The organism is Roseomonas sp. KE2513 (assembly GCF_016107305.1).
Taxonomy (GTDB): Bacteria; Pseudomonadota; Alphaproteobacteria; order Acetobacterales; family Acetobacteraceae; genus Roseomonas.
In genome coordinates this window covers 180,786-205,623 of the sequence record NZ_RCVR01000005.1, presented here as the reverse complement: position 1 = coordinate 205,623, position 24,838 = coordinate 180,786, and the positions used below count along the sequence as shown (strand labels likewise).

Annotated in this window: 28 protein-coding genes; 9 read left to right on the top strand and 19 right to left on the bottom strand. The window is 70.2% G+C overall.

Features of this window, described 5'->3' with window-relative positions:
• Positions 1 to 86: 86 nt before the first annotated feature.
• Positions 87 to 1,421, bottom strand: coding sequence for an ATP-binding protein (locus D9599_RS07560; protein WP_408906382.1), 1,335 nt, complete (start codon positions 1,419 to 1,421; stop codon positions 87 to 89).
• A 37-nt stretch (positions 1,422 to 1,458) separates the two neighbouring features.
• Positions 1,459 to 2,178 carry a response regulator gene (locus tag D9599_RS07555; RefSeq protein ID WP_043831354.1) on the bottom strand — a complete coding sequence of 240 codons (720 nt, stop codon included), beginning with the start codon at positions 2,176 to 2,178 and terminating at the stop codon, positions 1,459 to 1,461.
• Between the two features lie 251 nt (positions 2,179 to 2,429).
• On the opposite strand from D9599_RS07555, the gene D9599_RS07550 reads away from it, so the two are divergent.
• Positions 2,430 to 3,092 carry a DNA-3-methyladenine glycosylase gene (locus D9599_RS07550; RefSeq protein ID WP_198380602.1) on the top strand — a complete coding sequence of 221 codons (663 nt, stop codon included), beginning with the start codon at positions 2,430 to 2,432 and terminating at the stop codon, positions 3,090 to 3,092.
• A gap of 33 nt (positions 3,093 to 3,125) precedes the next feature.
• Here D9599_RS07550 and D9599_RS07545 read toward each other — a convergent pair whose 3' ends face one another.
• Positions 3,126 to 3,278 carry a hypothetical protein gene (locus tag D9599_RS07545; RefSeq protein ID WP_198380601.1) on the bottom strand — a complete coding sequence of 51 codons (153 nt, stop codon included), beginning with the start codon at positions 3,276 to 3,278 and terminating at the stop codon, positions 3,126 to 3,128.
• Between the two features lie 176 nt (positions 3,279 to 3,454).
• Between D9599_RS07545 and D9599_RS07540 the strand changes: the two genes are divergently transcribed.
• The 4 genes from D9599_RS07540 to D9599_RS07525 all read left to right on the top strand — a co-directional run bounded on the left by D9599_RS07540 (position 3,455) and on the right by D9599_RS07525 (position 7,046).
• Entirely contained in the window at positions 3,455 to 4,951 is a 1,497-nt protein-coding gene (locus D9599_RS07540) for a circularly permuted type 2 ATP-grasp protein (RefSeq protein ID WP_198380662.1), read from the top strand.
• Positions 4,951 to 5,892 (top strand): alpha-E domain-containing protein, encoded by a 942-nt coding sequence (locus tag D9599_RS07535; RefSeq protein ID WP_198380600.1) that lies wholly within the window; start codon positions 4,951 to 4,953, stop codon positions 5,890 to 5,892. Before D9599_RS07540 ends, D9599_RS07535 begins: the two co-directional genes overlap by 1 nt.
• 114 nt (positions 5,893 to 6,006) lie before the next feature.
• Positions 6,007 to 6,738, top strand: a complete 732-nt coding sequence (locus D9599_RS07530) for a peptidase (RefSeq protein WP_198380599.1) — start codon at positions 6,007 to 6,009, stop codon at positions 6,736 to 6,738.
• Between the two features lie 164 nt (positions 6,739 to 6,902).
• Entirely contained in the window at positions 6,903 to 7,046 is a 144-nt protein-coding gene (locus tag D9599_RS07525; RefSeq protein ID WP_198380598.1) for a hypothetical protein, read from the top strand.
• 87 nt (positions 7,047 to 7,133) lie between these two features.
• On the opposite strand, the gene alaS is transcribed toward D9599_RS07525, so the two are convergent.
• From alaS to D9599_RS07510, 3 genes are all read right to left on the bottom strand, one after another.
• Positions 7,134 to 9,782: an alanine--tRNA ligase gene (alaS, locus tag D9599_RS07520; RefSeq protein WP_198380661.1), complete on the bottom strand. Its 2,649-nt coding sequence runs from the start codon at positions 9,780 to 9,782 to the stop codon at positions 7,134 to 7,136.
• An 86-nt stretch (positions 9,783 to 9,868) separates the two neighbouring features.
• Positions 9,869 to 10,195, bottom strand: a complete 327-nt coding sequence (locus D9599_RS07515) for a transposase (RefSeq protein WP_198380597.1) — start codon at positions 10,193 to 10,195, stop codon at positions 9,869 to 9,871.
• Positions 10,196 to 10,230: 35 nt separating this feature from the next.
• Complete coding sequence (locus D9599_RS07510) at positions 10,231 to 10,458, bottom strand: hypothetical protein (protein WP_198380596.1); 228 nt, start codon at positions 10,456 to 10,458, stop codon at positions 10,231 to 10,233.
• A gap of 236 nt (positions 10,459 to 10,694) precedes the next feature.
• Here D9599_RS07510 and D9599_RS07505 point away from each other — a divergent pair, with 236 nt between their 5' ends.
• Positions 10,695 to 11,822, top strand: coding sequence for a DUF4238 domain-containing protein (locus D9599_RS07505; RefSeq protein ID WP_309228571.1), 1,128 nt, complete (start codon positions 10,695 to 10,697; stop codon positions 11,820 to 11,822).
• A 182-nt stretch (positions 11,823 to 12,004) separates the two neighbouring features.
• On the opposite strand, the gene recA is transcribed toward D9599_RS07505, so the two are convergent.
• From recA to flgB, 8 genes are all read right to left on the bottom strand, one after another.
• Positions 12,005 to 13,045 carry a recombinase RecA gene (gene recA, locus D9599_RS07500; protein ID WP_198380594.1) on the bottom strand — a complete coding sequence of 347 codons (1,041 nt, stop codon included), beginning with the start codon at positions 13,043 to 13,045 and terminating at the stop codon, positions 12,005 to 12,007.
• A 191-nt stretch (positions 13,046 to 13,236) separates the two neighbouring features.
• Entirely contained in the window at positions 13,237 to 14,901 is a 1,665-nt protein-coding gene (locus D9599_RS07495) for an ATP-binding protein (RefSeq protein WP_232480245.1), read from the bottom strand.
• A complete protein-coding gene (locus D9599_RS07490; RefSeq protein ID WP_198380592.1) occupies positions 14,898 to 15,956 on the bottom strand; it encodes a flagellar biosynthesis protein FlhB in 1,059 nt (352 codons plus the stop codon). Before D9599_RS07490 ends, D9599_RS07495 begins: the two co-directional genes overlap by 4 nt.
• A gap of 3 nt (positions 15,957 to 15,959) precedes the next feature.
• On the bottom strand, positions 15,960 to 16,736 hold the full coding sequence (locus tag D9599_RS07485) for a flagellar biosynthetic protein FliR (RefSeq protein ID WP_198380591.1): 777 nt from the start codon (positions 16,734 to 16,736) through the stop codon (positions 15,960 to 15,962).
• Positions 16,733 to 17,008, bottom strand: a complete 276-nt coding sequence (locus D9599_RS07480) for a flagellar biosynthetic protein FliQ (RefSeq protein WP_198380590.1) — start codon at positions 17,006 to 17,008, stop codon at positions 16,733 to 16,735. Before D9599_RS07480 ends, D9599_RS07485 begins: the two co-directional genes overlap by 4 nt.
• Before the next feature lie 47 nt (positions 17,009 to 17,055).
• Positions 17,056 to 17,352, bottom strand: coding sequence for a flagellar hook-basal body complex protein FliE (fliE, locus tag D9599_RS07475; protein WP_198380589.1), 297 nt, complete (start codon positions 17,350 to 17,352; stop codon positions 17,056 to 17,058).
• On the bottom strand, positions 17,352 to 17,759 hold the full coding sequence (gene flgC, locus D9599_RS07470; protein ID WP_198380588.1) for a flagellar basal body rod protein FlgC: 408 nt from the start codon (positions 17,757 to 17,759) through the stop codon (positions 17,352 to 17,354). Before flgC ends, fliE begins: the two co-directional genes overlap by 1 nt.
• Before the next feature lie 19 nt (positions 17,760 to 17,778).
• Positions 17,779 to 18,180, bottom strand: a complete 402-nt coding sequence (flgB, locus tag D9599_RS07465; RefSeq protein ID WP_198380587.1) for a flagellar basal body rod protein FlgB — start codon at positions 18,178 to 18,180, stop codon at positions 17,779 to 17,781.
• A 95-nt stretch (positions 18,181 to 18,275) separates the two neighbouring features.
• Between flgB and D9599_RS07460 the strand changes: the two genes are divergently transcribed.
• Genes D9599_RS07460 through fliP form a run of 3 tightly spaced genes read left to right on the top strand, consistent with a single transcriptional unit; the run spans position 18,276 to position 19,513 of the window.
• A complete protein-coding gene (locus tag D9599_RS07460; RefSeq protein ID WP_043831377.1) occupies positions 18,276 to 18,521 on the top strand; it encodes a hypothetical protein in 246 nt (81 codons plus the stop codon).
• Between the two features lie 33 nt (positions 18,522 to 18,554).
• Positions 18,555 to 18,800 (top strand): flagellar biosynthetic protein FliO, encoded by a 246-nt coding sequence (locus D9599_RS07455; RefSeq protein ID WP_198380586.1) that lies wholly within the window; start codon positions 18,555 to 18,557, stop codon positions 18,798 to 18,800.
• A gap of 11 nt (positions 18,801 to 18,811) precedes the next feature.
• Entirely contained in the window at positions 18,812 to 19,513 is a 702-nt protein-coding gene (gene fliP, locus D9599_RS07450; protein WP_309228567.1) for a flagellar type III secretion system pore protein FliP, read from the top strand.
• A 104-nt stretch (positions 19,514 to 19,617) separates the two neighbouring features.
• On the opposite strand, the gene speE is transcribed toward fliP, so the two are convergent.
• The 5 genes from speE to D9599_RS07425 all read right to left on the bottom strand — a co-directional run bounded on the left by speE (position 19,618) and on the right by D9599_RS07425 (position 24,825).
• Positions 19,618 to 20,490, bottom strand: coding sequence for a polyamine aminopropyltransferase (speE, locus tag D9599_RS07445; RefSeq protein WP_198380585.1), 873 nt, complete (start codon positions 20,488 to 20,490; stop codon positions 19,618 to 19,620).
• A 73-nt stretch (positions 20,491 to 20,563) separates the two neighbouring features.
• A complete protein-coding gene (speD, locus tag D9599_RS07440) occupies positions 20,564 to 21,010 on the bottom strand; it encodes an adenosylmethionine decarboxylase (RefSeq protein WP_198380584.1) in 447 nt (148 codons plus the stop codon).
• Positions 21,011 to 21,171: 161 nt separating this feature from the next.
• Positions 21,172 to 23,898 carry a hypothetical protein gene (locus D9599_RS31895; protein WP_198380583.1) on the bottom strand — a complete coding sequence of 909 codons (2,727 nt, stop codon included), beginning with the start codon at positions 23,896 to 23,898 and terminating at the stop codon, positions 21,172 to 21,174.
• A complete protein-coding gene (locus tag D9599_RS07430; RefSeq protein WP_198380582.1) occupies positions 23,898 to 24,452 on the bottom strand; it encodes a protein phosphatase CheZ in 555 nt (184 codons plus the stop codon). Before D9599_RS07430 ends, D9599_RS31895 begins: the two co-directional genes overlap by 1 nt.
• On the bottom strand, positions 24,445 to 24,825 hold the full coding sequence (locus D9599_RS07425; protein ID WP_198380581.1) for a chemotaxis response regulator CheY: 381 nt from the start codon (positions 24,823 to 24,825) through the stop codon (positions 24,445 to 24,447). Before D9599_RS07425 ends, D9599_RS07430 begins: the two co-directional genes overlap by 8 nt.
• Between the last annotated feature and the right edge of the window lie 13 nt (positions 24,826 to 24,838).

Genomic DNA, 24,838 nt, shown 5'->3' with positions numbered 1-24,838 from the left:
CAGCGTTTCCAACTCGAAGAAAAAGATGAGAGGGGGTCCGGGGGAGAGAATTCCTTCTCTCCCCCGGAGTCACCCGTGCCGGCCAATCAAGCCGGCAGCGTCGCCACCGCCAACAACCCGCCTTCCGGCCGGTTCTCCAGCACCACGTCCCCGCCATGCGCCCGCAGGATGTTCCGCGCGATCGGCAGGCCGAGCCCCACGCCCCCGGTCTCGCGGTTGCGGCTCGTTTCCAGCCGGCGGAAGGGTTGGAACACCGCCTCGTGGCTTTCCTCGGGGATGCCCGGCCCCTCGTCCTCCACGCGGAGCTGGATCTGTCCGCCCTGGGGCGGCACCAGCACCACGCGCGCCGCGTTGCCGTAGTTCAAGGCGTTCGCGACCAGGTTCGCCAGCGCCCGCTTGAGCGCGATCGGCCGCCCGCGCACCGTCAGTCGCTCCGGCCCCTCATAGGCGAAGGTTTCCGCCGGCGCGTCCGGCCGGGCATCCGCCGCCTCGTCCAGCACCGTCCGGCAGAGCGCCGCGAGGTCGAGCGGCACAGAGGGTTCGGCCGCCGCATCGTCGCGCGCGAAGGCGAGGGTCGCGTTCACCATCGCCTCCATCTCCTCGAGGTCCGACAGCATCTTCGCTCGCTGCTCGTCGTCGTCCATGAACTCGGCGCGCAGCTTCAACCGCGTGATCGGCGTGCGCAGGTCGTGCCCGATCGCGGCCAGCATCTGCGTGCGGTCGCCGACAAAGCGGCGGATGCGCTCGGCCATGGTGTTGAAGGCATGGGCGGCGGTCGCGACCTCAAGCGGCCCGTCCTCGGGCATGGGCGGCGCGTTCACGTCCCGTCCCAACGCATTGGCCGCGCGCGCGAGGTCGCGCACCGGCCGCGTCAGCCGCCGCGTCGCCCAGACGATAAGCAGCGCCGCCGCCGCCGTCATGAGCAGGAAGGCGATGAGGAAGGTCTCGGAATGCCAGGGCCGGAGGGGCGGCATGCGCAGCTTCACGTTTACCCATTGCGAGCCGTCCGGCAGCAGCGCCGAGACATAGAGTGTCCCGAAGCCCATTCCCGCCTGCACTTCCCGTGCCCGCCAGCGCGGCGGCCCGCCCAAAAGAATCTCCGGCCTGACCATGCGGAGCACGGGCGGCGGTGCCGGCAGCATCCCCGACCGTACCCAGGGCAATGTGTCCAGCCCTGCCTCCAGCCCCTCCGGCAGCTCCATCTCCGCCAGCATGACGGCCCGCCGGTCCGGGGGGTTGATCACCATGCTGCGCCAGAGCGTGAACACGCGGGCGGAGGTCTCCCGCTCCATGGCCGCGCGTTGCAGGTCCACCCGGTCCAGCGCGTGGATGGTCAGTCCTGCCGCCTGCACAGCCATGAGCGCGAGCAGCAGGAACACCGCCGTCCGCGCCGCCAGCGTGCAGGGCAGGAAGCGCCGCAAGATACCTCTCATCGCGCAGGATGCGGCGGGCGCCGCATCAGGCCGCCCGCTCCACGTCGGCCGCCAGCACGTAGCCGCCGCCGCGCACCGTCTTGATCAGGCTGGGGTTGCGCCCGTCATCCTCCAGCTTCCGCCGCAGCCGGGAAACCGCCACGTCGATCGCCCGGTCGAAAGGCCCCGCCTGCCGCCCGCGCAGCAGGTCCATCAGCATGTCGCGCGTCAGCACCCGGTTTGGCCGCTCCACCAGCACCGTCAGCAGTTCGTACTCACCGCCCGTCAGCGGAACCTCCGCGCCGTCCGGGTTCAGCAGCCGGCGCCGCTGCGGCTCCAGCACCCAGCCGCCGAAGCGAATGGCACTCGGCAACGGGTCGCGCCGCGGTCCCTCGCCATGGGCGCGGCGCATCACCGCGCGAATCCGCGCCAGCAGCTCCCTCGGATTGAAGGGCTTGGCCACGTAGTCGTCCGCGCCCAACTCCAGCCCCACGATCCGGTCCGTCTCCTCGCCCATGGCGGTGAGCATGACGATCGGCACGTCGGACTGCGAGCGCAGCCAGCGCGCGAAGTCGAGGCCCGATTCCCCGGGCATCATCAGGTCCAGCACCACGATGTGGTAGCGCCCGAGCGGCCAGGCCCGACGCGCCTCCCGCGCCTCCCGCGCGGTCGTCACGCGGAAGCCCTGCTTTTCCAGGAACCGCGCCAGCAGCTCCCGGATCTCACGGTCGTCGTCCACGACGAGGATGTGCGGTGCGGTTTCCATGCCCGTTACATAGCGCGCCAAGGCGCCGCGTCGCGGGTCGAGTTGTTACAATCCATGTCGGAACGGCCGCCCGTTTCCAGCGGTTTCACCATCACGTAATCGCGCCTTCAACCAGCGCCGCGGCGTGCCAGATAGGGGGCAACGGCGGTGCCCTTCCCCCCAACTCCCCAGGGCATCGTCGGAGGAACGGCGACGGGCGGATCGCATCCCCCCCTTGTCGCGGCACCCGTCGCCGTTCACCTCACCCCCGCATGCCCCCGGACAGCACGAACCACCCAGCATGGGCCGCCGCAGGGCTGGCCGTCCTCGCGCTGGCCGATCCGGTCCTGCACGCCGTGCCCCTCGCGGCCGGCCCCCTGCCCTGGCGCCGCCGTGCTCCCGGCTTTCCCGGCCTGCTGCGCGCCATTTGCGGGCAGCAGATCAGCAACACGGCGGCCCAGGCCATCTGGAACCGCCTGCGCGCCCTTCCCGGCGCCCTCGATCCCGCGGGCGTCCTCGCGCTCGATGACGGCGCCCTATGCGGCATCGGCGGCCTCTCCCGCCCCAAAGCCGCCCACGCCCGCGCCCTTGCCGCCGCCATTCTCGAAGGCAAGCTCCGCCTGGACGCGATTCCCTCCATGACGGACGCGGAGGCTGTGGCCCACCTCTCGGAAACCCGCGGACTCGGCCGCTGGACCGCCCAGGTCCACCTTCTCTTCGCCGAGGACCGGCCGGACATCTTCCCCGAAGGCGACCTCGCCCTCGCCGCCTCCCTCGCCAACCTTCGCGCCCTGCCCGCCCGGCCGGCACCGCGCGCCCTGGCCGCCATCGCCGCGGACTGGGCCCCCTACCGCTCCCTCGCCGCCCGCCTGCTCTGGCACCACTGGCGCCATGTCACGGGACGGCCAGGGAAGGATCCGGAGGATGACGGCTAACTCCCCCCCTTGTGCCCCGGAGTCACCAGCGCCTCAGTACCCCAGCGCTACCGCTGCCTCACCGATCGCCCAGAAGACGGGAAAGGCGACGACGAAGGCCAGCATGGCCTCGCGCAGGGCATCGTTCGGGATCAGAGGTCGGGTTGCGGCATGGACGTATCGCATGGGCAGAAGTGAACATACCATGAACACGCCTCGCAAGCTCTGCCCTCACTCAGGTTCGCACGATCGCGCGACCCAGCTTCCTGCCGCGTCGTCCTGCGGCCGCCCCCCTCCCCCGGCACGCGACTTGCTGCAACCATGGTGCAGCGGCCTGTCCCGGCCGCAGCAAGAAGGGGGACAGGGTGCCGGCTTTCGACGAGATGCATGAGGAAGGAAGGGTGCGCGCCCCCTACGCGGGCATCGCGCGCTACCTTGAAGCGGCGGGCGGCCAGGCGCTGGAGGCCAAGCGCCGAGAGGCCGAGATTCTTTTCCGCCGCATCGGCGTAACCTTCGCCGTCTATACTGAGGGCGGCGACCCCGAGCGCCTGATCCCCTTCGACGTCATTCCCCGCATAATCGCCCGCGAGGAGTGGGAGAGCCTGAAGCGCGGGCTGGAGCAGCGCGTCCGGGCCCTCAACGCCTTCCTCGCCGATGTTTACGGGCCACGCCGCATCCTGGAAGCGGGCCTCATCCCCGCCGATCTCGTGCTCAAGAACGAGGGCTACCGCGCAGCCATGGAGGGCTTCACCCCGCCCGGCGGCGTCTACACCGTGATCTCCGGAATCGACCTCGTCCGCACCGCCGCCGACGAGTTCTTCGTGCTCGAGGACAACTGCCGCGTCCCCTCCGGGGTCTCCTACATGCTGGAGAACCGCGAGGCGATGATGCGCCTCCTCCCCGGCCTCTGCTCGGCCCACCGAATCGCGCCCGTCAGCCACTACCCCGAGGAACTGCTGGTCACCCTCAAGTCGCTCGCGCCCCCCGCCTGCGGCAACGAGCCAACCGTGGTGGTCCTCACGCCCGGCCCCTTCAACTCCGCCTATTACGAGCACTCCTTCCTGGCGGACGAGATGGGCGTGGAGCTGGTGGAGGGCGCCGACCTCTTCGTGCGCGACGACACGGTCTTCATGCGCACGACGGCCGGCCCGCGCCGCGTGGACGTCATCTACCGCCGCGTGGACGACGAGTATCTCGACCCCCTCGCCTTCCGCGAGGACTCCACCCTCGGCGTCCCCGGCCTCATGCGCGCCTATCTCGCCGGGCGCGTGACCCTCGCCAACGCGCCGGGCGCCGGCATCGCGGACGACAAGGCGGTCTACCCCTTCGTGCCGGACATGATCCGCTTCTACCTCTCGGAGGAGCCGATCCTGAACAACGTCCCCACCTACATGTGCGAGCGCGAGGAGGACCGCGCCTATGTCCTCGCCCATCTCGGCGAACTCGTGGTGAAGCTCGCCCGCGGCTCCGGCGGCTACGGCATGCTCGTCGGCCCCCACAGCACCCCGGAGGAACGCGCCCTCTTCGAAGCCCGCATCCGCGAGCGCCCGGCCGACTACATCGCCCAGCCCACCCTCGCCCTCTCCACCGTCCCCACCCTCGTCGCCGGCGGCATGGCCCCCCGCCATGTGGACCTGCGCCCCTTCGTCCTTTTCGGGCGGGACCAGGTGCGCATGGTTCCCGGCGGCCTCACCCGCGTCGCCTTGCGGGAGGGCTCGCTCGTCGTGAACTCCTCCCAGGGCGGCGGCACGAAGGACACCTGGGTGCTCGAAGGCGAGGCCCCCTCCATGTCGCAATCCATGGCGATGGGCGGCATGACACAGAGCATGGGCGACATGACGCAATCCTTCGCAAAGCCCGACGACGGGAATCCCCGCTGATGCTCGCCCGCACCGCCGACAGCCTCTTCTGGCTCGGCCGCTACATGGAGCGCGCGGGCAACGTCGCGCGCAGCCTCAAAGTCTCGCTCCGCATGGCCGCGCTCGCCGCTCCACGCGGCACGGAGGGCGCCGAATGGGTCGCCCTCCTCGCCGCCACCGGCACGGGCGCCCATTACGCCGAGCTCTACGGCGATCCCACGCCGGATGGCGCCGCGCGCTGGCTCACGCTCGACACCCTCAATCCTTCCTCTATTTCCGCCTGCTTCGAGGCCGCCCGCCGCAATGCCCGGGCCGTCCGCACGGCGCTCACCGTGGACATGTGGGAGGCCGTGAACGACAGCTGGATTGACCTCCGCAAGCTCGAACCCGGGGATGCCGGCGGGGACCGGCTGATGGGCTTCCTCGATTGGGTGATGTCCCGCACCGTGCTGTTCAACGGCGCCGCCATGGACACCATGCTGCGCGACGACGCCTGGCGCTTCGTCCGCCTCGGCACGATGCTCGAGCGCGCGGACAACACCGCCCGCCTCCTCGCCTCGCGCAGCGACGCCTTCGGCGTGGGGGCGGAGGAGAACCCAGCGAACCATGTCCAGTGGCAGGGCCTGCTCCGCTCCGTCTCGGCGCTGCGGGCCTATCAGCACATGTACCGCGACCGCTTGCGCCCGGCGCGCGTGGTGGAGCTGCTGCTGATGCGCCCCGAGCACCCGCGCTCCGTCACTGCCTGCTACGAGGAGGTGAACGACATCCTCAGCGTCCTCGCCATGTCCGAGGGAGAGGACCGCGTCTCCTGCCGCCGCCTGGCCGCGGCGCTGCGCGGCCGCTGCGTGGCGCAGACCCCCGCGCGCCTGATGGATGGCGGCTTGAAGAGCCTGTTGGGCGAGGTGATCGAGGGCAATGCCAACCTCGGCGTCTCCATCGGGAAGTGCTTCCTCGTCGGATAGGAACGAGCCGGCACGGCCCCGCCCTTCCGAGGTAGCGCAACCCGACGCTGGGCCCGCGGAAACGAAGTGCCGCGCCGCGTGTTGCCCCGGCGCGGCGGCGGGGAGCCCGGCACTATGACCTACTGCGTCGGCCTCTTCCTGAGGGATGGCCTCGTGATGCTCGGCGATACCCGCACCAACGCGGGCGTCGACAACATCTCCACCTTCTCGAAGCTGTACACCGCCGGGGTGGAGGGAGACCGGAACTTCGGCCTCCTCTCCGCGGGAAACCTCGGCATTACCCAGGCGGTCTGGAATCGCCTGCAGGAGGGCGTGCCGCTCGACGGCGAGGTGCAGACCCTCCTCACCGTGCCCACCATGTTCCGCGCCGCCCAGCTCGTCGGCGCCGCCGTGCGTGCCGTCTACGCGGCGGATGGGGCGGCGCTTAAGGCACAGGGTCTCTCCTTCACCGCCTCCTTCCTCATCGGCGGGCAGATCCGGGGCGACGACGCGCACCTCTTCCTCGTCTACTCCGCCGGCAACTTCATCGAGGCAACGGCGGATACCCCCTTCCTCCAGATCGGGGAGCACAAATACGGCAAGCCCATCATCACCCGCGTGCTGACGCACGACACGCCGCTGGAGGACGGGGTGAAGCTTGTGCTCGTCAGCATGGACGACACGGTGCGCACCAACCTCTCGGTTGGCCTGCCGCTGGATTTGCTTGTGCTCCGCAAGGATATCTTCGCGACGCCCGCCGTGCGCCGCATCGCCGCGGACGACCCGTATTTTGCGGTGCTGCGCGATGGCTGGTCCAGCCGGATGCGTCAGACCTTTAAGGACCTGCCCTCGCCGGAATGGCTCTGAAAAGGCAGCCATTCCTCACGTGGGATGCTGATGTGCCCTTAACGCAACAGTTTCACTTAGGTTGATCACGGGACTGTGAAAAGACGATGATAGGGCGCTAACCTCGCCTCATGAGCAATTTCCGAGCCCTCTCCCTCCCTGGCCGCGTTGTCCTGGTTCACGACATGCCTGATCAGACCGTGGTCTCCGAGTTCGATGCAGCGGAGGCGACGACGCTGCTGCGCCAGCTCGAGGACGCGCTGGCACAGGTCCTCCGCGGCCTGGCAGAGCAGGCTGGTGGGCCGCTCTGCCCGGAAGCCGTGGGCTGAGGCGAGCCGCCCGGCGCCTTTCGGCCCGGGCTTCGTGGGGATGTGGCGGGTCGCCTCGGCTTTGCCGGGGGAGTTCCGCCCCACGCGTCACGCCGCCAGGGCGCCGCGGATCGCGGCCAGGGCTTCGGCTGACTTGCCGCCCTCGGGGCCGCCGGCCTGGGCCATGTCCGGGCGACCGCCGCCGCCCTTGCCGCCGACCGCGGCCGAGGCGGCGCGGACGAGGGTGACGGCGTCCGCCTTCCCCTTCGCGGCCTCGCCAACGGCGACGACGATGCTCGCCTTTCCTTCCGCGGAGGAGACGAGGGCGACGACGTCGGCGGTGCCGCCCTTGAGGATGGCTTCCGCAAGGCCCTTCAGGTCGCGGGGCGGAACCTCGCCGAGGTCGCGGAGGGAGACGCGGAGGCCGGCGACTTCCTCGACCTCGGAGGCGCTGCCGCCGGTGGCGAGCTTACGGCGGAGGTCGGCGATCTCGCGCTCCAGCTTGCGGCGGTCCTCCAGCAGGGCCGTGATGCGGGCGGGGACCTCGCTCGCGGGGACCTTGAGGGCGGCGGCGGTCTCGCGGAGGAGGCGCTCCTCTTCCTCGACGATGGCGAGGGCGGCGGGGCCGGTGACGGCTTCCACGCGGCGGACGCCGGCGGCGACGGCGCTCTCACCCACGATCTTGAAGAGGCCGATGTCGCCGGTGCGGTTCACATGGGTGCCGCCGCAGAGTTCCAGCGAATAGACGCCGTGGCGCGAGGTGGCCTCGGGGTCGTGGGCCATGCCGACGACGCGGACCTCGTCGCCGTACTTCTCGCCGAAGAGGGCCATGGCGCCGGCCTCGACCGCCTGCTCGGGGGTCATCAGGCGGGTGGTGACCTCGCCGTTCTGGCGGATGCGGAGGTTCACCTCCTGCTCCACCCATTGCAGGTCCTCGGGGGACATGGGGGTGGGCTGGGAGACGTCGAAGCGGAGGCGGTCGGGGGCGTTGAGGCTGCCCTTCTGGGCGACGTGGTCGCCGAGGCGCCGGCGGAGGGCTTCGTGCAGGAGGTGGGTGGCGCTGTGGTGGGCGCGGATGGCGCTGCGGCGGTGGTGCGCGACCTCCGCCAGGACGGGGGCGCCGGTCTTGGCGGTGCCGTGCTGGACGATGCCGATGTGGATGAAGAGGCCGAGCTTCTTCTGGGTGTCGCGCACCGCGATCTGGAGGTTATCGGGGCCGGTGATGAGGCCGGCGTCGCCGACCTGGCCGCCGGACTCGGCGTAGAAGGGGGTCTGGTTGAGGACGACCGAGACCTCGGTTCCCTCGGGGGCCTCGGTGACTTCCTTGTTGTCGGCGACGATGGCGAGGATCGAGGCCTCGGCGCGTTCCGTCGTGTAGCCCTGGAACTCGGTGCCGGTGGCGAGGCGTTCCTTGATGTCGAACCAGAGGGTTTCCGTCGCGGCGTCACCGGTGCCGGACCAGGCGGCGCGGGCACGGCGGCGCTGCTCGGCCATGGCGGTCTCGAAGCCCTCGGTGTCCACGGGGCGGCCCTCGGCGCGGAGGGCATCCTGGGTGAGGTCGAGGGGGAAGCCGAAGGTGTCGTAGAGGCGGAAGGCGACATCGCCCGGGAGGGGCTGGCGGTCGCCGAGCTTCGCGGTCTCCTCCGCGAGAAGGCCGAGGCCGCGCTCGAGGAGGTGGCGGAAGCGGGTTTCTTCCAGGCGGAGGGTTTCGGTAATGAGGGATTCCGCGCGGACCAGTTCGGGGTAGGCGGCGCCCATCTGGCGGTTGAGGACCGGGACCAGGCGGGGGAGCAGCGGGTCCTTCGCGCCCATCATGTGGGCGTGGCGCATGGCGCGGCGGAGGATGCGGCGGAGGACGTAGCCGCGGCCCTCGTTGGAGGGGAGCACGCCCTCGGCGATGAGGAAGGCGCCGGAGCGGAGGTGGTCGGCGACGACGCGGTGGCTGGCCTTGAAGGGGCCGTCCGGGTCCTGGCCGGTGGCCTCGGCGCTGGCCAGGATGATCGCGCGGAAGGTGTCGGTGTCGTAGTTGTCGTGGACGCCCTGCATGATCGCGGTGAAGCGTTCCATGCCCATGCCGGTGTCGATCGAGGGGCGCGGGAGGGGGTTGCGGACCCCTGCCGGCTGCTCGAGGAACTGCATGAAGACGAGGTTCCAGATCTCGATGAAGCGGTCGCCGTCCTCGTCCGGGCTGCCGGGGGGGCCGCCGGGGATGCTGGGGCCGTGGTCGTAGAAGATCTCGGAGCAGGGGCCGCAGGGGCCGGTGTCGCCCATGCGCCAGAAGTTATCGCTGGTCGCGATGCGGATGATCTTCTCTTCCGAGAGGCCGGCGATCTTCTTCCAGAGGGCGGCGGCGTCGTCGTCCTCGTGGTAGACGGTGACGAGGAGCTTTTCGCGGTCTAGCGCGAAGTCCTTCGTGAGCAGGGTCCAGGCGTGGTGGATGGCCTGTTCCTTGAAGTAGTCGCCGAAGGAGAAGTTCCCCAGCATCTCGAAGAAGGTGTGGTGGCGGGCGGTGTAGCCGACGTTGTCGAGGTCGTTGTGCTTGCCGCCGGCGCGGACACACTTCTGGGCTGTCGTGGCGCGGTTGTAGGGGCGGCGCTCCGCGCCGGTGAAGACGTTTTTGAACTGGACCATGCCGCTGTTGGTGAAGAGCAGCGTGGGGTCGTTGCGCGGCACCAGGGGGCTGCTGTCCACGACGGCGTGGCCGTTGCGGGCGAAGTAGTCCAGGAAGGTGGCGCGGACGTCGTTGCTGCTGGTCATGGCGGGTGTTTTGGTTCCGATTCCTCGCGCGGACGCGACCGGTGCCCTTAGCCCGGCGGGGGTGGGGGCGTCGAGGGGCGGGGGTGTCATGGCCAGGCGTTCCTGACCGAAGGGGGGATGCGCTTGCGGCCGGCGGCGGCCCTGGTGAGGGCGGCGAGGGTTTTCAGGTGGGATCGGACGGCCTCGAGCGAGGCTTTCGTGGGTTCGAGGCGGGGGCGCGGGGCTCGGGCGACGATTTCGGGCAAATAGGGGTCCGGGAGGAGCCAGGGCGGGGCGTTGAGGGCGGTTCGGAGGCCGAGTTTACGGATGAGGAGGAGCAAGGGCATGCCGCCGAGGCGGGCGGCGCGGCGGGTGGCGCGGCAGATGGCGTACTCGATGGAGCGGAGGGGGTGGTTGGGGGCGGCCTCCGCCAAGGCTTCGAGGAGGCGGTGCCAGAGGCCGGCGTGAGTCAGGCGGCGGAAGAAGCGGGCGACGGTCTGGGGGTTGCCGTACTCGGGCGGGAGGGTGCGCCAGGGGTCGCCCGGGGTGTGGGCGAGGTGGAGAGGGCGTTCATGCGGTGGCGCAGGTCGGGGATGCGACGGCCCTGCGGGGCGCGGGGGAGGACGTAGGGGAGGAGGGCCTGCCAGGCGTCGTCCGAGAGGGGGGTGAAGGGGCGGGGTGGGGTGAGGCGGGACATTGGGGGGCCTCCGCCAAGGTCAAGATGCCTTGATAAAGGAATGAAGTCCTTTTGTCAAGAGGAACAGGTGAACACCGTAAAGACTGTGACCGTTTAGTTCTCTAGCGTCGCTGAGCGACTAAACCCGTAAATTATTGGACATTAGATATATGCCGCCTATGTAAGATGACAATTTCCGTTGACACGGCCACGTACGTGGGAGAAAAGCAATCTTGCAATATAAGTCACAACACTTCGTGCCAAAATGCCACATGAGACCATTCTCTAGCAACCAAAATGGAAAAACTGTTGTAGCCTTTAATATTCGAAGAAAGTTTGTGATCCCAAGTGCGGGCATTAAGGAACAGTGCGCCAGAGACTATTTTTACGATCGCACAGGCGATATAGACGCAATTTTCAACAATTGGGAGGGACGCTATTCCAGCATTGTACGTAAAGCAACCGCCCAATCCGGACGTCTTTCCGGAGAAGACCGCCAATTTCTGAGATTTTTTGCTTATCTCCAGTATCTTCGTACTGACGCAATGGCAAAGCAACAAGCTAGCGCCTTTGTTGAAATGGCTGACTTTGTCTTCGACGGGGACGCGGAAGGAAGAGCTTGGGCAACGTTTGACCCGAAGGACATTCCTGGAGAGAGTTTAGGCCACTTTCTAAAAACGATCCCGTACTTAGGAGGTTTGGCAGATTGCCTGATCTTAAATAAAACCGGAACGGATTTTATCACGTCCGACAACCCTGCAGTTGCTTCCAATCGCTTCCGTACGCAAAGACTAAAACATCTTCTCGGGGGATCGGGCACAATAAGTAGTGGCTACATGCTCACACTTCCACTCACCCCAAGGCTACTGTATGCCGCTTATGATCAAGGTATCTACAGTGCAAAACTCGATGGAAATAATGTGGTCTCGACATCGCGGACAGCAGATATAGATGCTCTAAACGCTTTACAAATAATTAGAGCAAGTGAGAATGTATACTTTGGTGCCGTCGATCAGAGTGCGTATGTAGTAGCTTTGATGCAGGCGTTCGAGGGATGCAGGCCAAAAGCGTGGTATAAATGGCATTTCGCGGTCGAAAATAAAGCTTTAGGAACAAAAACTTATCGGGCATTTTCCGAAGTACAAACACCGTCGGAGTTGCGGCAAGGAAATGGATTTATGCACATCGAGTCGATTGCCGTCGACCCAAAAAAATGGTGCTCCATTTTTAAATTTCGCAGCAATCCTCATTACGTAGATACGAAAAGCGCTGCTGGTCTAGTACGCTCCAAAGCACTCCTAGATCTACGCAAATACCTAAGTGACCTACCTCGACCGATTAAGGTGCCGAGAACGCCCAAGAACAAGAACACTACATCAGCTTAGAAGCAGATTGCGGGTCCAGGGGCCTCAGGCTCCTGGCGGATGGGGGTATCGGGGGGTCCGAGGCACTGCCTCGGACGCCGAAGGCCGGCAGGGCCTTCCCTCGGGCCGCTCGCCACGGTCGAAAACGAAAAAAGGCCGCACCCGGAGGTGCGGCCCTTCGTCGTTCCGTGCCGGCGCGGAGGTTACTCCGCCGCGGCGGCGGCTTCCTCGGCGTCCGGGGCGACCATCATGGCGTTGGCGACCTGGTTGGCCTGATCGCGGATGCGCTTCTCGATGGACTCCGCGAGGGCGGGGTTGTCGCGGAGGAACTGCTTGGCGTTCTCGCGGCCCTGGCCGATGCGCTGGCTGTCGGCGGAGAACCAGGCGCCGGACTTCTCGACCACGCCGGCCTTGACGCCGAGGTCGATGAGCTCGCCGACCTTGGAGACGCCCTCGCCGTACATGATGTCGAACTCGACCTGCCGGAAGGGCGGGGCCATCTTGTTCTTCACCACCTTCACGCGGGTCTGGTTGCCGACGACTTCCTCGCGGTCCTTGATCTGGCCGATGCGGCGGATTTCCATGCGGACGGAGGCGTAGAACTTCAGGGCGTTGCCGCCCGTGGTCGTCTCCGGGTTGCCGAACATGACGCCGATCTTCAGCCGGATCTGGTTGAGGAAGATCATCATGCAGTTGGAGCGGCTGATGGAGCCGGTCAGCTTGCGCAGTGCCTGGGACATGAGGCGGGCGTGGAGGCCGACGTGGCTGTCGCCCATCTCGCCCTCGAGCTCGGCGCGGGGGACGAGGGCGGCGACGGAGTCGATCACCAGCACGTCGATGGCGCCGGAGCGGACGAGGGTGTCGGCGATTTCTAGCGCCTGCTCACCGGCGTCGGGCTGGGAGATGAGGAGGTTGTCCACGTCCACGCCGAGCTTGCGGGCGTAGCCGGGGTCGAGGGCGTGCTCGGCGTCGATGAAGGCGCAGGTGCCGCCCTTCTTCTGGGCTTCGGCGACGGCCTGGAGGGCGAGGGTGGTCTTGCCCGAGGACTCGGGGCCGTAGATCTCGATGATGCGGCCCTTGGGGAGGCCGCCGATGCCGAGTGCGAGGTCGAGGCCGAGGGAGCCGGTGGAGACGACCTCCACTTCCTCGTTCATCTGCTTGCCGCCCATCCGCATGATGGAGCCCTTCCCGAAGGAGCGCTCGATCTGGGAGAGAGCGGCCTCGAGAGCCTTGTTCTTTTCCATTGTGGAAGTAGCCCCTTGCGTTCGGTGGACGCGTCGCGTGCCACCGGCGGATGAGTGGATGGCGTGTAACACCACCGCCTCACGCGCTTGTTAACCGGCCGGGGTGGGCGTGCACAAGGTGAAACGCCGCCCCGGTCCGGGATGTTCATATTATGTTCAGGGTCGGCGAAAGCAAGGGGAAAGCGGGCGATTCAGGGGAGGTTGGCGACGGCTTCGACGATGTCGGCGGGGCGGTAGGGCTTGGGGAGGAAGCGGGTGGGGGGGCGGGGGGCGCTTGCCTGTCCTGGCCCCTGCCCTGCCCCTTCGGTTGCCTGTGATCCGGGGGAGAGGTCGCGGGTGAGGTCGGTGCCGAGGGCGGCCTCGGCGTAGCCGCTGGTGAGGATGACGGGGAGGTCGGGGCGCCTGGCGCGGAGGGCGCGGGCGAGGGCGACGCCGTCCGTGCCGGGCATGGAGATGTCGGAGACGAGGGCGTCGGGGGTGAGGCCGTCTTCGACGAGTTCGAGGGCGGTGTCGCCGTCCTCGGCCTGGGTGACGCGGTGGCCGGCGCGCTCGAGGGCGACGGCGGAGAGGCGGCGGAGGGGGGCTTCGTCGTCCACGAGGAGGATGTGGCGGGTGGCCGGGCGCGGGGGGAGTGCGGGGGTGACGGTTGCCGCGGGTGCTTCGGCCTCTCCCTCGTGGCGGGGGAAGGCGATGCGGAAGCGGGTGTGACCGGGGCGGCTCTCGATCTGGAGGGCGCCGCCGGACTGGCGGACGATGCCGTGGACGGTGGCGAGGCCGAGGCCGGTGCCGCCCTGGGACGCGCGGGTGGTGAAGAAGGGCTCGACGACGCGGCCGAGGGTTTCGGGGGGCATGCCGGGGCCGTTGTCGGTGACTTCGAGGACGACCCAGCGGCCGGGGGGCAGGGTGTCGGGGAGGCCGGGTTCCTCGCGCAGGGCGACGGCGGTGTCGGTGGCGATGGCGAGGCGGGCGGTGCCTTCGGGCAGGCCGGCCATGGCGTCGCGGGCGTTGGTGGCGAGGTTGAGGAGGACCTGGTCGAGCTGGACGGGGTCCACGCGGACGCGGCGGCCGAGGGCGTTGGGGCGGAGGTCGAGGGTGATGCGCGGGCCGAGGAGGCTGCGGAGCATGGGGGTCATGGCCGCGACGGTGTCGTCGAGGCTGACCACGCGGGGTTCGAGTTGCTGGCGGCGGGCGAAGGCGAGGAGGCGACGGACGAGGGCGGCGCCGCGGGCGGCGGCGTCGAGCGCGGGTTGGAGGTCGGCGGCGGCCTGCGGAGCGGCCTCACGGGCGACGTCCACCGAGGAGACGATGATCGAGAGAAGGTTGTTGATGTCGTGGGCGATGCCGCCGGCGAGCTGGCCGACGGTGCGGAGGCGCTCGCCGGCGGCGGCGCCCTCGCGGCCGCGGGCGCGCTCGGAGAGGTGCTCGGCCAGGAGGATGCGGGTGCCGTCCGGGAGGGGAGAGAGGGTGAGGGCGGCGAGCAGCGGGGGCTGGCCCTCGGGCTGGGCGAGCTCGGCCTCCAGCGCTGTCGGGGCGGGGCTGTCGAGCCACTGGAGGATGGCGGGGCGGGCCGCGAGGCTCGCGAGGGAGATCGCGGGGGTGCCCGGGCGCAGCGGGACGGCGGGGCCGAGCATCCGGCGGAGGGCGGGGTTGGCGTGGAGGAGCGTGTTCGCCGCGTCCAGCAGGGCGGCGCCCTGAGGGAGCGCGTCGATGAGCGCGGGCTGGGCCGTGCCCGGCGCGGGGCCCGGCCGGGAAAGTCCGAGTGCCCTCCGGATGCCGTCCGCCATGGGGGCCAGCCTAGCGTGGGCGGTGGGCGCGTCCAGCGGTGCGGACGCGGTCCTCGCGCGGGGGCGGTTCATAGCGGCGGCCTGTTGCTGCGGGCGCGCCAGACGAAGGCGATGATCTCGGCGACGGCCTGGTAGTGCTCGGGCGGGATCTCAGTCTCGAGCGGCAGCTTGAAGAGGGCGCGGGCGAGGGGCGGGTTGGAGACGAGGGGCACACCCGACTCGCGTGCGCGCTCGCGGATGCGGGCGGCGACCTCGTCGGCGCCCTTGGCGAGGATCTTCGGGGCGGCGGCGGAACCCTCGTCGTAGCCGAGGGCGACGGCGAAGTGGGTGGGGTTGGTGATGACGACGGCGGCGCGGGGGATGGCGGCCATCATGCGCTGGCGGGCGCGCTGCTGGCGGACGGCCTTCTGCTTGCCCTTCACATGCGGGTCGCCCTCGCTGTCCTTCGCCTCCTGCTTCATCTCCTCGCGGCTCATCCGCAGGCGGCGGAGGTGGCGGAAGTGGACGAGGAAGACGTCGGCCGCAGCGAGGAGGGCGAAGGCGGCGAGGGTGGCGGCGACAAGCCGCAGGCCCTGGTCGGCGACGGTGGAGAGGAGTGCCGCGGCCGGCTGGTGCATCAGGGTTTCGAGCAACTCGGGTGCGGCGCCGGCGTGCCAGATGGCGGCGCCGACAAGGGCCATCTTGAGGAGCGTCTTCAGGAATTCGATCAGCGCTTCCATGCCGACGAGGCGCTTGAAGCCGGACATCGGGGAGAGGCGGGAGAGTTGTGGTTTGAGGCCCTGGGCGGAGACGAGGCCGCGGGTTTGCAGGAGCGTGGTGCCGGCGGCGCCGATCGCGGCAGCGGCGAGGACGGGGAGGAGGACGAGGGCGGAGGGTTGGAGGAGTTCCAGCGCCTGCTGGGCCGATAGCTCGTGGCCGCGTTCCAGGATGCCGCGGAGAGCGCGCAGGAGGTCGCGGCCCATCGTGGGAAGGGCGGAGGCGGCGGCGAGGATGGCGAGGAGGAGGGCCATGAAGCCCGAGGCCTCGCGCGAGTTCGGGACCTGGCCTTCCTCGCGCGCCTTTTCGAGCCGCCGGGCGCTGGGTGGGCCCTGGCGGTCCTCGGCGTCGGCGCCCTCCTCCTCGGCCATGGTTCAGCGAAGCCCCGGGAGGGTGGACCAGCGGGCCTGGAGCGCGACCATGAAGCCGTCCAGGAGCGAGGGCGCGAGGAGGGCGAGGAGCGCGAGGCCGGCGACGATCTGGCCGGGCGCCGCGACGAAGAAGACCTGGATGGAGGGCGCGACGCGGGCGATGAGCGCCATGGCGAGGTTGATGGTGACGGCGGCGAGCACAAAGGGCGCGGCGAGGCGGAGCGCGAGGGCGAGCATGGCGCCGCCGGCCTCGGCGAGTTCGCCCGCGGCCTCGGCGGCGGGCCAGGGGGCGCCGGGGGGCAGCAGCGTGTAGGACTCGGTGAGGGCGCGAAGCGGCAGCGCGTGCAGACCGGTGGAGAGGACGAGGACGGCGGCGGCGAGCGTGCCGAGGCGGCCGAGGGCGGAGGCGCCGCTGCCGAGCGCCGCGTCCGGGACGAGGATGTTGGCGAGGCCGAGCAGGGTGGCGCCGGCCTGAAGGGCGACGGAGAAGGCGAGCGCCAGGAGGCGGGCGAGGCCGCCGATCCAGAGGCCGGTCGCGACCTCCAGCGCGAGGAGGCGGAGGATGGTGGCGGGGTCGTCCGGGGCCCCCGGGAGGGCGGGGGCGAGGACGGGCAGCAGGAGCGGCACGAGGCCGAGGGCGAGGGCCAGGCGGACCGGGGCGGGCACGTCGCTCTCGCCGAGGCCGGGGAGGATCATCGCGGCGGCACCGAGGCGGGCGAGGATGAGCACGGCCTGGAAGGCGAGCGAGGGCAGGGCTGCGAGGAGCTCGGCCTCGGTCACGGCATGCCGCCGAGGGCGATCATGCGGTCGAAGAGGGTGACGGTCCAGGCGCGGAGCGATTCGACCATGAAGGGGCCGAGGAGGAGGAGGCCGCCGCCGGTGACGGCGAGCTTCGGCAGGAAGGCGAGCGAGGCTTCCTGGATCTGGGTGAGGGCCTGGATGACCGATACGGCGAGGCCGACAACGAGGAGCGCGATCAGCAGGGGCGCGCCCAATTGCAGGCAGATCCAGATCGCGTCGCGCATCGATTGCGCGACGAGTTCGACGTCCATTCGGCCCTCCTGGCCTTTGTGCGAGCGGTGTCGGCGGACGGGGCGCGCTAGATCGGCATGCGCATGACGTCCTGGTAGGCGGAGACCATGCGGTCGCGCACGGCGACGGCGGTTTGCAGCGCCATCTCGGCGCGGGTGACGGCGAGGACAGTGTCGGTGACGCTGACCTGGCCGAGGATGGCGCCGGAGCTGGCGGCGTCGGCCTGGCGGCCGGCGTCGACGGCGCCCTCGATGGCGCGCTTGAGGGCGCCGCCGAAGCCCTCCCCTCCCCCGCCCGCCGAGGGGGTGGCGTTCACGCCGCGATAGGCGGCGGCTGCGGCGGCGGCGCCGATCGGGGCGGGCATCAGCGCAGCGACTCGATCGTGCGGGTGAGCATGCCGCGCGTGGTTTCCAGCACCGAGAGGCTGGCGCTGTAGCTGCGCTGGGCCTCGCGCATGTCCATCACCTCGATGAGGCTGTCGACATTGGGCGTTTTCACATAGCCCTGGGCGTCGGCGGCGGGGCTGGAGGGGTCGAAGCGCCTGGGGAAGTCGCCGGGGGCCTGACCGATGCGCGAGACGGAGACGGTCTGCGCGCCCGTCGCGCGGTCGAGCTGGTTGGCGAAGCTGACGGTGCGGCGGCGATAGGGATCGGCGCCCGGGGTGTTGCCGGTGCTGTCCCGGTTCGCGAGGTTTTCCGCCACCACGCGGAGGCGGGTGGACTGCGCCGCCATGCCGGCGGCGGAGATCCGGAGTGCCCTGTCCATGTCCATGCGGGGGTTTCCTTGCGGTCTATCCGTTGCGGCCGAGGGCCGTGCGGAACATGCCCGTCCAGCGGCGATGCAGGCTCATTGCCAGGGAATGGGCGGTGTCGGTGTCGGCGACCTTGATGGCCTGCTCGTCGAGCGAGACGGCGTTGCCGTCGGGCGAGACCTCGGCCGCGCGATCGGGGCGGGTGCCGGCGGCGCTGCCGGTGCCGACGAGGTGGCCGGGGCTGGTGCGGGCCATGCCCTGGGTGCCGGTGGCGCGGGCGAGCTGGGCGGCGAAGGGCGTGAGGTCGCGGGCCCGGAAGTTCGGCGTGTCGGCGTTGGCGATGTTGCGCGCGAGGACCTCCTGCCGGCGGTCGAGCCAGCGGAGGCGGGCCTCGGCGAGCTCGATCGGGCTTCTGGCCGCGGCGGGGGTGGTTCGGTCCATGCCCGGCATTATCCGCCGGGTTGGTTAACCGATGCTTGATGCGGCGCGGAGCGGCGTTAACGGTTTGGAAGGGTTGGGGCGGCAAACTCTGCCGCATGACGAGCACGCCGCAAAAAGCCGTTCTCGCCGCCGTCGATGAGTTGCACGGCGTGCTGAGCCTCGCAGAGGTCCTCCTGATCACGGGACGGACGCTCGACCTTGGGGGACTGGACAAGGAGGTCGCGGCGATCTGCGACGCCGTGGCCGCCCTGCCGCCGGAGGAGGGCCGCGCCGCGCGGCCCGCCCTGACCGACCTGCTTCGCCAGGTGGAGGGGCTGCATGGCCAGCTTCGGGCGCGATGAGCCGGTTTTCCGTGGCCGGGCCGGGGGGCGGGCATGAACGAGGCGATGGGGCAGTGGGTGAGCGCGGCCGGGGCGCTGGCCGTGGTGCTGGGGCTGCTCTGGCTCGTTGCGCGGCTGGCGCGGCGGGGCGGGATGGCGGCCTCGGGGCCGCGGCGGGTGCGGGTGTTGGAGGCGACGGCCATCGATCCGCGCCGGCGCGCCGTGATCCTGCGGGTGGACGGGCGCGAGGCGCTGGTGTTGACGGGCGGGCCGGCGGACGTTTTCGTCGGCTGGCTCTGATCGCGGGGTTCGTGCTGCTGCCCGTCGGGGCTGCGGTAGCGCAGTCGGTTTCGCTCGATCTCGGCGGGTCCAGTTCGGGCAGCACGGCGCGGCTGGTGCAGCTGACGGCGATGATCGGGCTGCTGTCGCTGGCCCCTTCCCTTCTGGTGATGGCGACGGCCTTCGCGCGGATCGTCATCGTGCTGTCGCTCCTGCGGAGCGCGATCGGGGCGCAGGGGATCCCGCCCAATCCGGTGCTGATCGGGCTGGCGCTGTTCCTCACCTTCTTCGTCATGCAGCCGGTGATCGAGGCGTCCTGGGCGCAGGGACTGCAGCCGATGCTCGCGGGGCAGATGGCGGAGCTGGACGGGCTATCGGCCTCGGCGGAGCCGTTCAGGAAGTTCATGGCGGCGAATGCGCGGGATTCGGATCTCGCGCTGTTCCTCGATCTCGCGCAGTTGCCGGCGCCGGCAGGCCCGGAGGCGACGCCGTGGCGCGCGCTGGTGCCGGCCTTCATGGTGAGTGAGCTGAAGCGGGGGTTTGAGATCGGCTTTCTGATGTTCCTGCCGTTCCTCGTGATCGACCTGGTGGCGGCCTCGCTACTGATGTCGCTGGGCATGATGATGCTGCCGCCGAGCGTGGTGGCGCTGCCGTTCAAGATCATCTTCTTCGTGATGGTCGACGGGTGGCGGCTGGTTTCGGCGAGCCTCGTGCAGGGCTTTGCGAACCAATAGGGTTACGGCCGCCGCGTCCCCGCGTTCCCGATCCATCCCGCACGCCGCATGACGCGGCGGGGACGGCCAGATGGGGAACCGGTGGAGCGCGGCGGCCGAAACGCTTACCCGTTCTTCGGGAGGTGCTTCGCGATATAGGGCGGCAGGTTGAAGGCGCCCGCGTGAATTTCCGGCGTCCAGTAGCTGGTGGTGCCGAGGATGCCGGCCACCTCGGCGCGACGCCGGATTTCTTCCGGGGCGATCGCGCGCATCGAGGCGTCCTTCGCGGCCCAGCCGAGGGTCATCAGGCCGCCGACATAGGTGGGGACGGCCGCGGTATAGGCGTGGATGTCGGGGAAGGACTTTGCGCGGCGGAGCGAGGTTTCGGCGAGTTCCTCGGCCTGCATGGCGGGAACGCCGCACTGGTTCACGACAAGGCCGCGATCCGTCAGCAGGCGGGCCGTGTTGGCGTAGAACTCGTCGGTGAAGAGCGCCTCGCCGACGCCGACGGGGTCGGTGCTGTCGACGATGACGACGTCGAAGGAGCCGGCCTCGGCGCGGCGGACGTAGTCGATGCCGTCGGCCACCAGCACCTCGGCGCGTGGGTCGTTCCAGGCGTCGCCGGCGATGTTCGGCAGGAATTCCTTGGCAAGGCGGATGACCTCGCCGTCGATCTCGACCATCACCGCGCGCTCGACGTTGCGGTGCTGGAGGACGCGGCGGAGGACGCCGCCGTCGCCGGCGCCGATGATGAGGACGCGCTTCGCCTCGCCATGGGCGAGGAGCGGCACGTGCGTCAGCATTTCCTGATAGACGAACTCGTCCATCTCGGTGATCTGCACGGCGCCGTCGAGCAGCATGACGCGGCCATGCGTCTCCGACTCAAAGATCAGGATGTCCTGAAATTCCGAGTGGGTGCGGGCGAGCTCCCGCACGACGCGGAAGCGCTGGCCCCAGCCGGCATAGAGGGTTTCGTTCACCCAGATGTCGGTCGTCATCGCGCTGCTCCGGACAAGAAGAAGGGGCGGACCCTAGGGCCCGCCCCTGGTCAGGTCAGGTGAAGCTTCTGCTTCAGGCCTGCATGCCGCGGCGGTGTTCCGCGAGCTGCACGCGCTCCGGCAGGAAGCCGCGCTTGAGCACGGGGATCGCCAGATAAGGGTCGCAGGCGCCGCAGACGAAGATGTCGAGCGCGGCGTAGGACTTCTCGGGCCAGGTGTGGATCGACACGTGGCTCTCGGCGAGCACGAGCACGCCGCTCACTCCGCCATTCGGCTGGAAGTGGTGGAAGTGGCCGTGGAGAATCGTCGCGCCCGTCTCGATGGCGGCGTCGCGCAGGATCTCGTCGATATGCGCTGGGTCGTCGAGATTCGTCGCCCCCCACAGATCGATAATCAGGTGAGTCCCGGCGAAGCGGATGCCGTTCTTCTCGACGAAGTAGTCCTTCGTCTCCTCAGTGTGCAGGGCTTCGCTCGGGCTGAAATCCGAAACCATCCCCAGCGGAGCAACAAGAGTGTCCATCAGCGGGCCCCCCAATCCTCGACCGGCGATGACCAGGGCGATCGGGAATTCGATCAGGTCAACGGGGGGCGCATATGAGGCACCCCGCCCCCCCACGCAAGCGAAATTACGAATTTTCCGGCCGAAAAAAACGCGGCGCCCCCCCGCGTTGGACGCGCAGCTCAGCGCGAAACAGCGGCTGCGGTCCGGAAGGCCTCCAGCCCTGCAGAGATTCCCCGGAAAAGGTCCAGTTCGCGGGTGAGCCTCGGCAGGTCGGCGAGGCCTTGAACGGGATCGGTGGTGAGCAGGCGGAAGGCTTCGGCGAGCGGACCGTTGCCGAGGCGGGGGGCCCAGTCGCCGCGCAGTGCGATCAGGCGCGCGGTGTCGCGCGCCAGGGTGGCGAAGGCTGCGGCGCGCAGAACGTCGCGCGGTGTGGAGGCTTCGTCCGGACGAGTGGCGGCGAGGGCGGCGGCGGCGTCCGAGGCGCCGGCCCAGTCCTGTCGCTCGGCGAGGAGAGCGGCGAGCGCGGGAAGGCCGGGGGTGCCGAGGGAGCGGAGGATGGAGGCCGCGCCGTCCGCGTCGCCCAGGCGGGACTTGATGCGGGCGGCGAGGAGGCCGCGGGGAGCGGTGTTCTCGGGGGTGGCGGGGGCGGACTCCAGGGCGGTGAGGGCGCCGGGGGCATCGCCGGCCGCAAGGCGGAAGCCCGCGAGCTGCAGCGCGAGGGCGGGGCGCTGGGCGGGCGTGGCGCGCTCCCCAGCGCGCTCGGCGAGGGTGGCGGCGCGGTCGGGGAGGTCCATCCCGGCGAGGCGCTCGGCGAGGCCGAGTAGGGCCTCGGTGCCGCGGGCATCGCGCGGGAGGAGGGATTCGTTGGCCTCGAAGAGAGCGATGGCGACGGTCGGCTGCTCCTGCGCGAGGGCTTGGATGAGGGCGGTTTCCTGCGCGGCGCGGAGGGCTTCGGTGCGGTCGGGGAAGATCTTGCCGGTGTCGCGGAGGAGGTCGAGTGCGGCGCGGCTGTCGCCAGCGGCCTGGCGGAGCACGGCGATTCGGAGGCGGGTTGCAAATTCCTCGCCGTCCCCGCGCCAAGCGAAGAGGGCGGATTCGAGGGCGGCGGCGGCGCCGGCATTGTCCAGCATACCGGCGGCAAGGCGTAGTTCGGCGGAGCGGCGGAGGGCGCGGGCGCGGGCGAGGCGGTCCCTCCCCTGCCCTAGCGCGGCGTAGAGGGACAGGGCCTCGTCGCGGCGGCCCTCGGCCTCGGCCAGGCGGGCGCGAGCGAGGGCGAGGTCCGGGCGATCGCCCGCGCCGCGGAGGAGGCGGCGGGCGGAGGTGAGGTCGCCGGCCTCGATCAGCGTGTCGGCCGCCAGGGGGAGAAGGCGGGCGCGGACCGGCTCGGGATAGATGAGCATGAGGGGGAGCGTGGCGGCAAAGCCAGTGGCGGCCGGCTCGCCCCTCCCGGCGGCGAGGACGGCGCGCCAGAGGGTGAGCTCGTCGCTTGGCGGGAGGGCCGGGGAGAGGAGGTTCGCGGCCTCGGCGGGGCGGTTGGCCAGGAGGGCGGCGGCGCCGTGGACGAGAAGGGCGGCGGGGTCCGTCGAGGCGCGCGAATCCTCCTGGAAGGCGAGGCGCATCATGGACTGCGCCTCGTGCGCCATGCCGAGGGAGAGAAGCCCCTCGGCGGCGGCGCGGCGGATCGGCAGGCGGGCCAGCGGCGGGGTGGCGGCGAGGCTGGCGCTCTGCGCGCGCTGGCGCTCGTTGGCAGCGGCGTTGTCGAGGGAAGCCAGGTCCATCAGGCGCGACATGGCGGCGGCCTCGGCGGCGTCGGGCAGGGCCGCGACGCCGCCGAGGCCGGAGAGGAGGAAGCGGTCGCCGACGCGGCGGAGGGAGGCGGTGTCGGCGCGGGCGAGGGCCGCGACGCCGAGCTGGGTGGGGAGGAGATCGAGCTGGGCGAGGCTGCGCGTGCCACCCATGGCCTGGCCGGGCTCGCGCACCGTGCCTAGGAGGAGGGGCAGGCCAGTCTCAGGGTCGGGGATGGGGACGGGGCGGCCGGGGGCGGCGACGCGCATGACCATCCGGGCGCCCTCGGGCTCGGCGAGGATGGAGCGCTCCCGCTCGGGGGTGGCGACGGGGGTGAGGAACCAGCGGGCGCCGTCGCGCCCGGCGCGCAGCGAGGCCGGGGCGGCGAGTGGGAGACGGAGGACGGTGGCCTCGGGGCGGGTCTCGACCTCGAGGGCGCCGAAGACGGGATCGTCCCGCAGCGGGGTGGCGTCGAATTCCTGCGGCTGGTCGAGAACGATCAGGAGGAGGTCGCCGCGGCGGAGGATGGCGAGGGCCGTCTCGGGGGCGAGGGGCAGCGCGAGGGCACGGCGGTCGCCGTCTCCGACGAGGCGGAGGGGGGTGCCGCTGGGCGCGGGCGCCGGGGGCTCGGCGGGTGGTGGGAGCGGGGCGACGACGACGGGCGTGACCGGGGCGGCGGTAAGGGCCGGCAGAGGAGGAGCCGGGGCGGGGTTGGGCGGTGCGAGGGCCAGCGGCGGCGCGGACTCGGGCGCGGGGGTGCCGCGGCCGGCGCGCGGGGGCGGGCCGTCGAGCACCTCCAGCACGAGCCGGTTGCCGGCGCGCTGGTGGCGGAGATGCGTGCCGGGGCGGGTGGTGAGCAGCAGGCCGTCCGCGTTCGCCTCGATCCCGCGGAGGTTGCGGGGCATGCGGCGGTTGGCCGGCATGTCCAGGGTGAGGTTGGGGCCGAGGCGCACGAAGGTGCCCCTCGGCCAGGTCTCCACGCGGTAGGGCGTGTCAGGCGCGGCGAGGTCCAGAACCACCCGGCTGTTGCCGGGCTGGTCGCTCAGCCGCACCCCGACGCGCTCCGCCAGGGCGGGCGAGGCGAGGAGGAGCAGGGCGAGGCCGGTCGCCGCGAAGCGCATCAGTCGAAGCTCGCGAGCAGGGCGTCGATCTCCGCCTGGGAGGAGGCGGCGGCGACGGGCTGTGGGCCGTTCGCCAGGCGCTCGCCCTCTGTCCGGGCAGGGCCGGTGCGGGCGGGGAGCGCGACGGAGGGCGCGTAGCGGCCGGTGGTCTCGCGCACGCGCTGCTCGATCTGCTTCAGCGCGTTCACCACCTTGCCGATGCGCTGGCCGGTGATGTCCTGGAAGGCGCAGGCCTCGTAGATGCGGGTGACGCAGACGGCGACCGTATCCGAGGCCTCCGGCGGGAGGCTCGGCTGAAGGTTCTCGAGCGTCTCGCAGACATCGAGGATCTCGTTGGCGGCGTTGGCGGTGCTCTTCACGACCTCGTCGAGCTCGTCGGTCGCGGCGGGGAGATGCGTGGCGTCCACGTTCTCCACGCGCATGGCCGCGATCTCCTCCTTCGCATGGGCTACCATGCGGCCGAGGGCCTCCAGCTCCTGCAGGAGGGTGGCTTCGGTCCTGTTGAGGCCCGACATGACGTTCAGCGCGATCTGGGCGCGGTCCACGTTAAGCATGGGCCATCACCTTCTCGATCTTCTCGCGCAGCGTCTCGGCGTTGAAGGGTTTGACGATGTAGTTCGAGACGCCGGCGGCGCGAGCGGCGACGACGTTCTCGGTCTTGCTCTCGGCGGTAATCATGATGAAGGGAATGGACTTCAGGCGGGCGTCGGCGCGCACCTCCTTCAGCAGGTCTAGGCCCGTCATCGGCTCCATGTTCCAGTCGGAGATGACGAGGCCGAAATGGCCGGCGCGGAGCTTGGCGAGCGCCTCCTGGCCATCGGTCGCCTCCTCGACGTTGTTGAAGTCGAGCTGCTTGAGCAGGTTCCTGATAATGCGCAGCATCGTCTTGTAGTCGTCGACGATGAGCACGTTGGTGTTCTTGTCCATCAAAAGGCTCTTC

Excerpts from the sequence above, each read along its gene's own strand:
- D9599_RS07490 (WP_198380592.1), bottom strand. The coding sequence starts at position 15,956 with ATGGCCGAGGAGGAGGGCGCCGACGCCGAGGACCGCCAGGGCCCACCC.
- speD (WP_198380584.1), bottom strand. The coding sequence starts at position 21,010 with ATGGACACTCTTGTTGCTCCGCTGGGGATGGTTTCGGATTTCAGCCCG.
- D9599_RS07430 (WP_198380582.1), bottom strand. The coding sequence starts at position 24,452 with ATGCTTAACGTGGACCGCGCCCAGATCGCGCTGAACGTCATGTCGGGC.
- alaS (WP_198380661.1), bottom strand. The coding sequence starts at position 9,782 with ATGACCAGCAGCAACGACGTCCGCGCCACCTTCCTGGACTACTTCGCC.
- D9599_RS31895 (WP_198380583.1), bottom strand. The coding sequence starts at position 23,898 with ATGCGCTTCGCGGCGACCGGCCTCGCCCTGCTCCTCCTCGCCTCGCCC.
- D9599_RS07480 (WP_198380590.1), bottom strand. The coding sequence starts at position 17,008 with ATGGACGTCGAACTCGTCGCGCAATCGATGCGCGACGCGATCTGGATC.
- D9599_RS07425 (WP_198380581.1), bottom strand. The coding sequence starts at position 24,825 with ATGGACAAGAACACCAACGTGCTCATCGTCGACGACTACAAGACGATG.
- flgB (WP_198380587.1), bottom strand. The coding sequence starts at position 18,180 with ATGGACCGAACCACCCCCGCCGCGGCCAGAAGCCCGATCGAGCTCGCC.
- D9599_RS07455 (WP_198380586.1), top strand. The coding sequence starts at position 18,555 with ATGAACGAGGCGATGGGGCAGTGGGTGAGCGCGGCCGGGGCGCTGGCC.
- D9599_RS07555 (WP_043831354.1), bottom strand. The coding sequence starts at position 2,178 with ATGGAAACCGCACCGCACATCCTCGTCGTGGACGACGACCGTGAGATC.
- D9599_RS07530 (WP_198380599.1), top strand. The coding sequence starts at position 6,007 with ATGACCTACTGCGTCGGCCTCTTCCTGAGGGATGGCCTCGTGATGCTC.
- D9599_RS07535 (WP_198380600.1), top strand. The coding sequence starts at position 4,951 with ATGCTCGCCCGCACCGCCGACAGCCTCTTCTGGCTCGGCCGCTACATG.
- speE (WP_198380585.1), bottom strand. The coding sequence starts at position 20,490 with ATGACGACCGACATCTGGGTGAACGAAACCCTCTATGCCGGCTGGGGC.
- fliE (WP_198380589.1), bottom strand. The coding sequence starts at position 17,352 with ATGCCCGCCCCGATCGGCGCCGCCGCCGCAGCCGCCGCCTATCGCGGC.
- D9599_RS07540 (WP_198380662.1), top strand. The coding sequence starts at position 3,455 with ATGCATGAGGAAGGAAGGGTGCGCGCCCCCTACGCGGGCATCGCGCGC.
- D9599_RS07545 (WP_198380601.1), bottom strand. The coding sequence starts at position 3,278 with ATGGTATGTTCACTTCTGCCCATGCGATACGTCCATGCCGCAACCCGA.
- flgC (WP_198380588.1), bottom strand. The coding sequence starts at position 17,759 with ATGGACATGGACAGGGCACTCCGGATCTCCGCCGCCGGCATGGCGGCG.
- D9599_RS07495 (WP_232480245.1), bottom strand. The coding sequence starts at position 14,901 with ATGAACCGCCCCCGCGCGAGGACCGCGTCCGCACCGCTGGACGCGCCC.
- D9599_RS07525 (WP_198380598.1), top strand. The coding sequence starts at position 6,903 with ATGCCTGATCAGACCGTGGTCTCCGAGTTCGATGCAGCGGAGGCGACG.
- D9599_RS07550 (WP_198380602.1), top strand. The coding sequence starts at position 2,430 with ATGCCCCCGGACAGCACGAACCACCCAGCATGGGCCGCCGCAGGGCTG.
- recA (WP_198380594.1), bottom strand. The coding sequence starts at position 13,045 with ATGGAAAAGAACAAGGCTCTCGAGGCCGCTCTCTCCCAGATCGAGCGC.
- D9599_RS07460 (WP_043831377.1), top strand. The coding sequence starts at position 18,276 with ATGACGAGCACGCCGCAAAAAGCCGTTCTCGCCGCCGTCGATGAGTTG.
- D9599_RS07510 (WP_198380596.1), bottom strand. The coding sequence starts at position 10,458 with ATGTCCCGCCTCACCCCACCCCGCCCCTTCACCCCCCTCTCGGACGAC.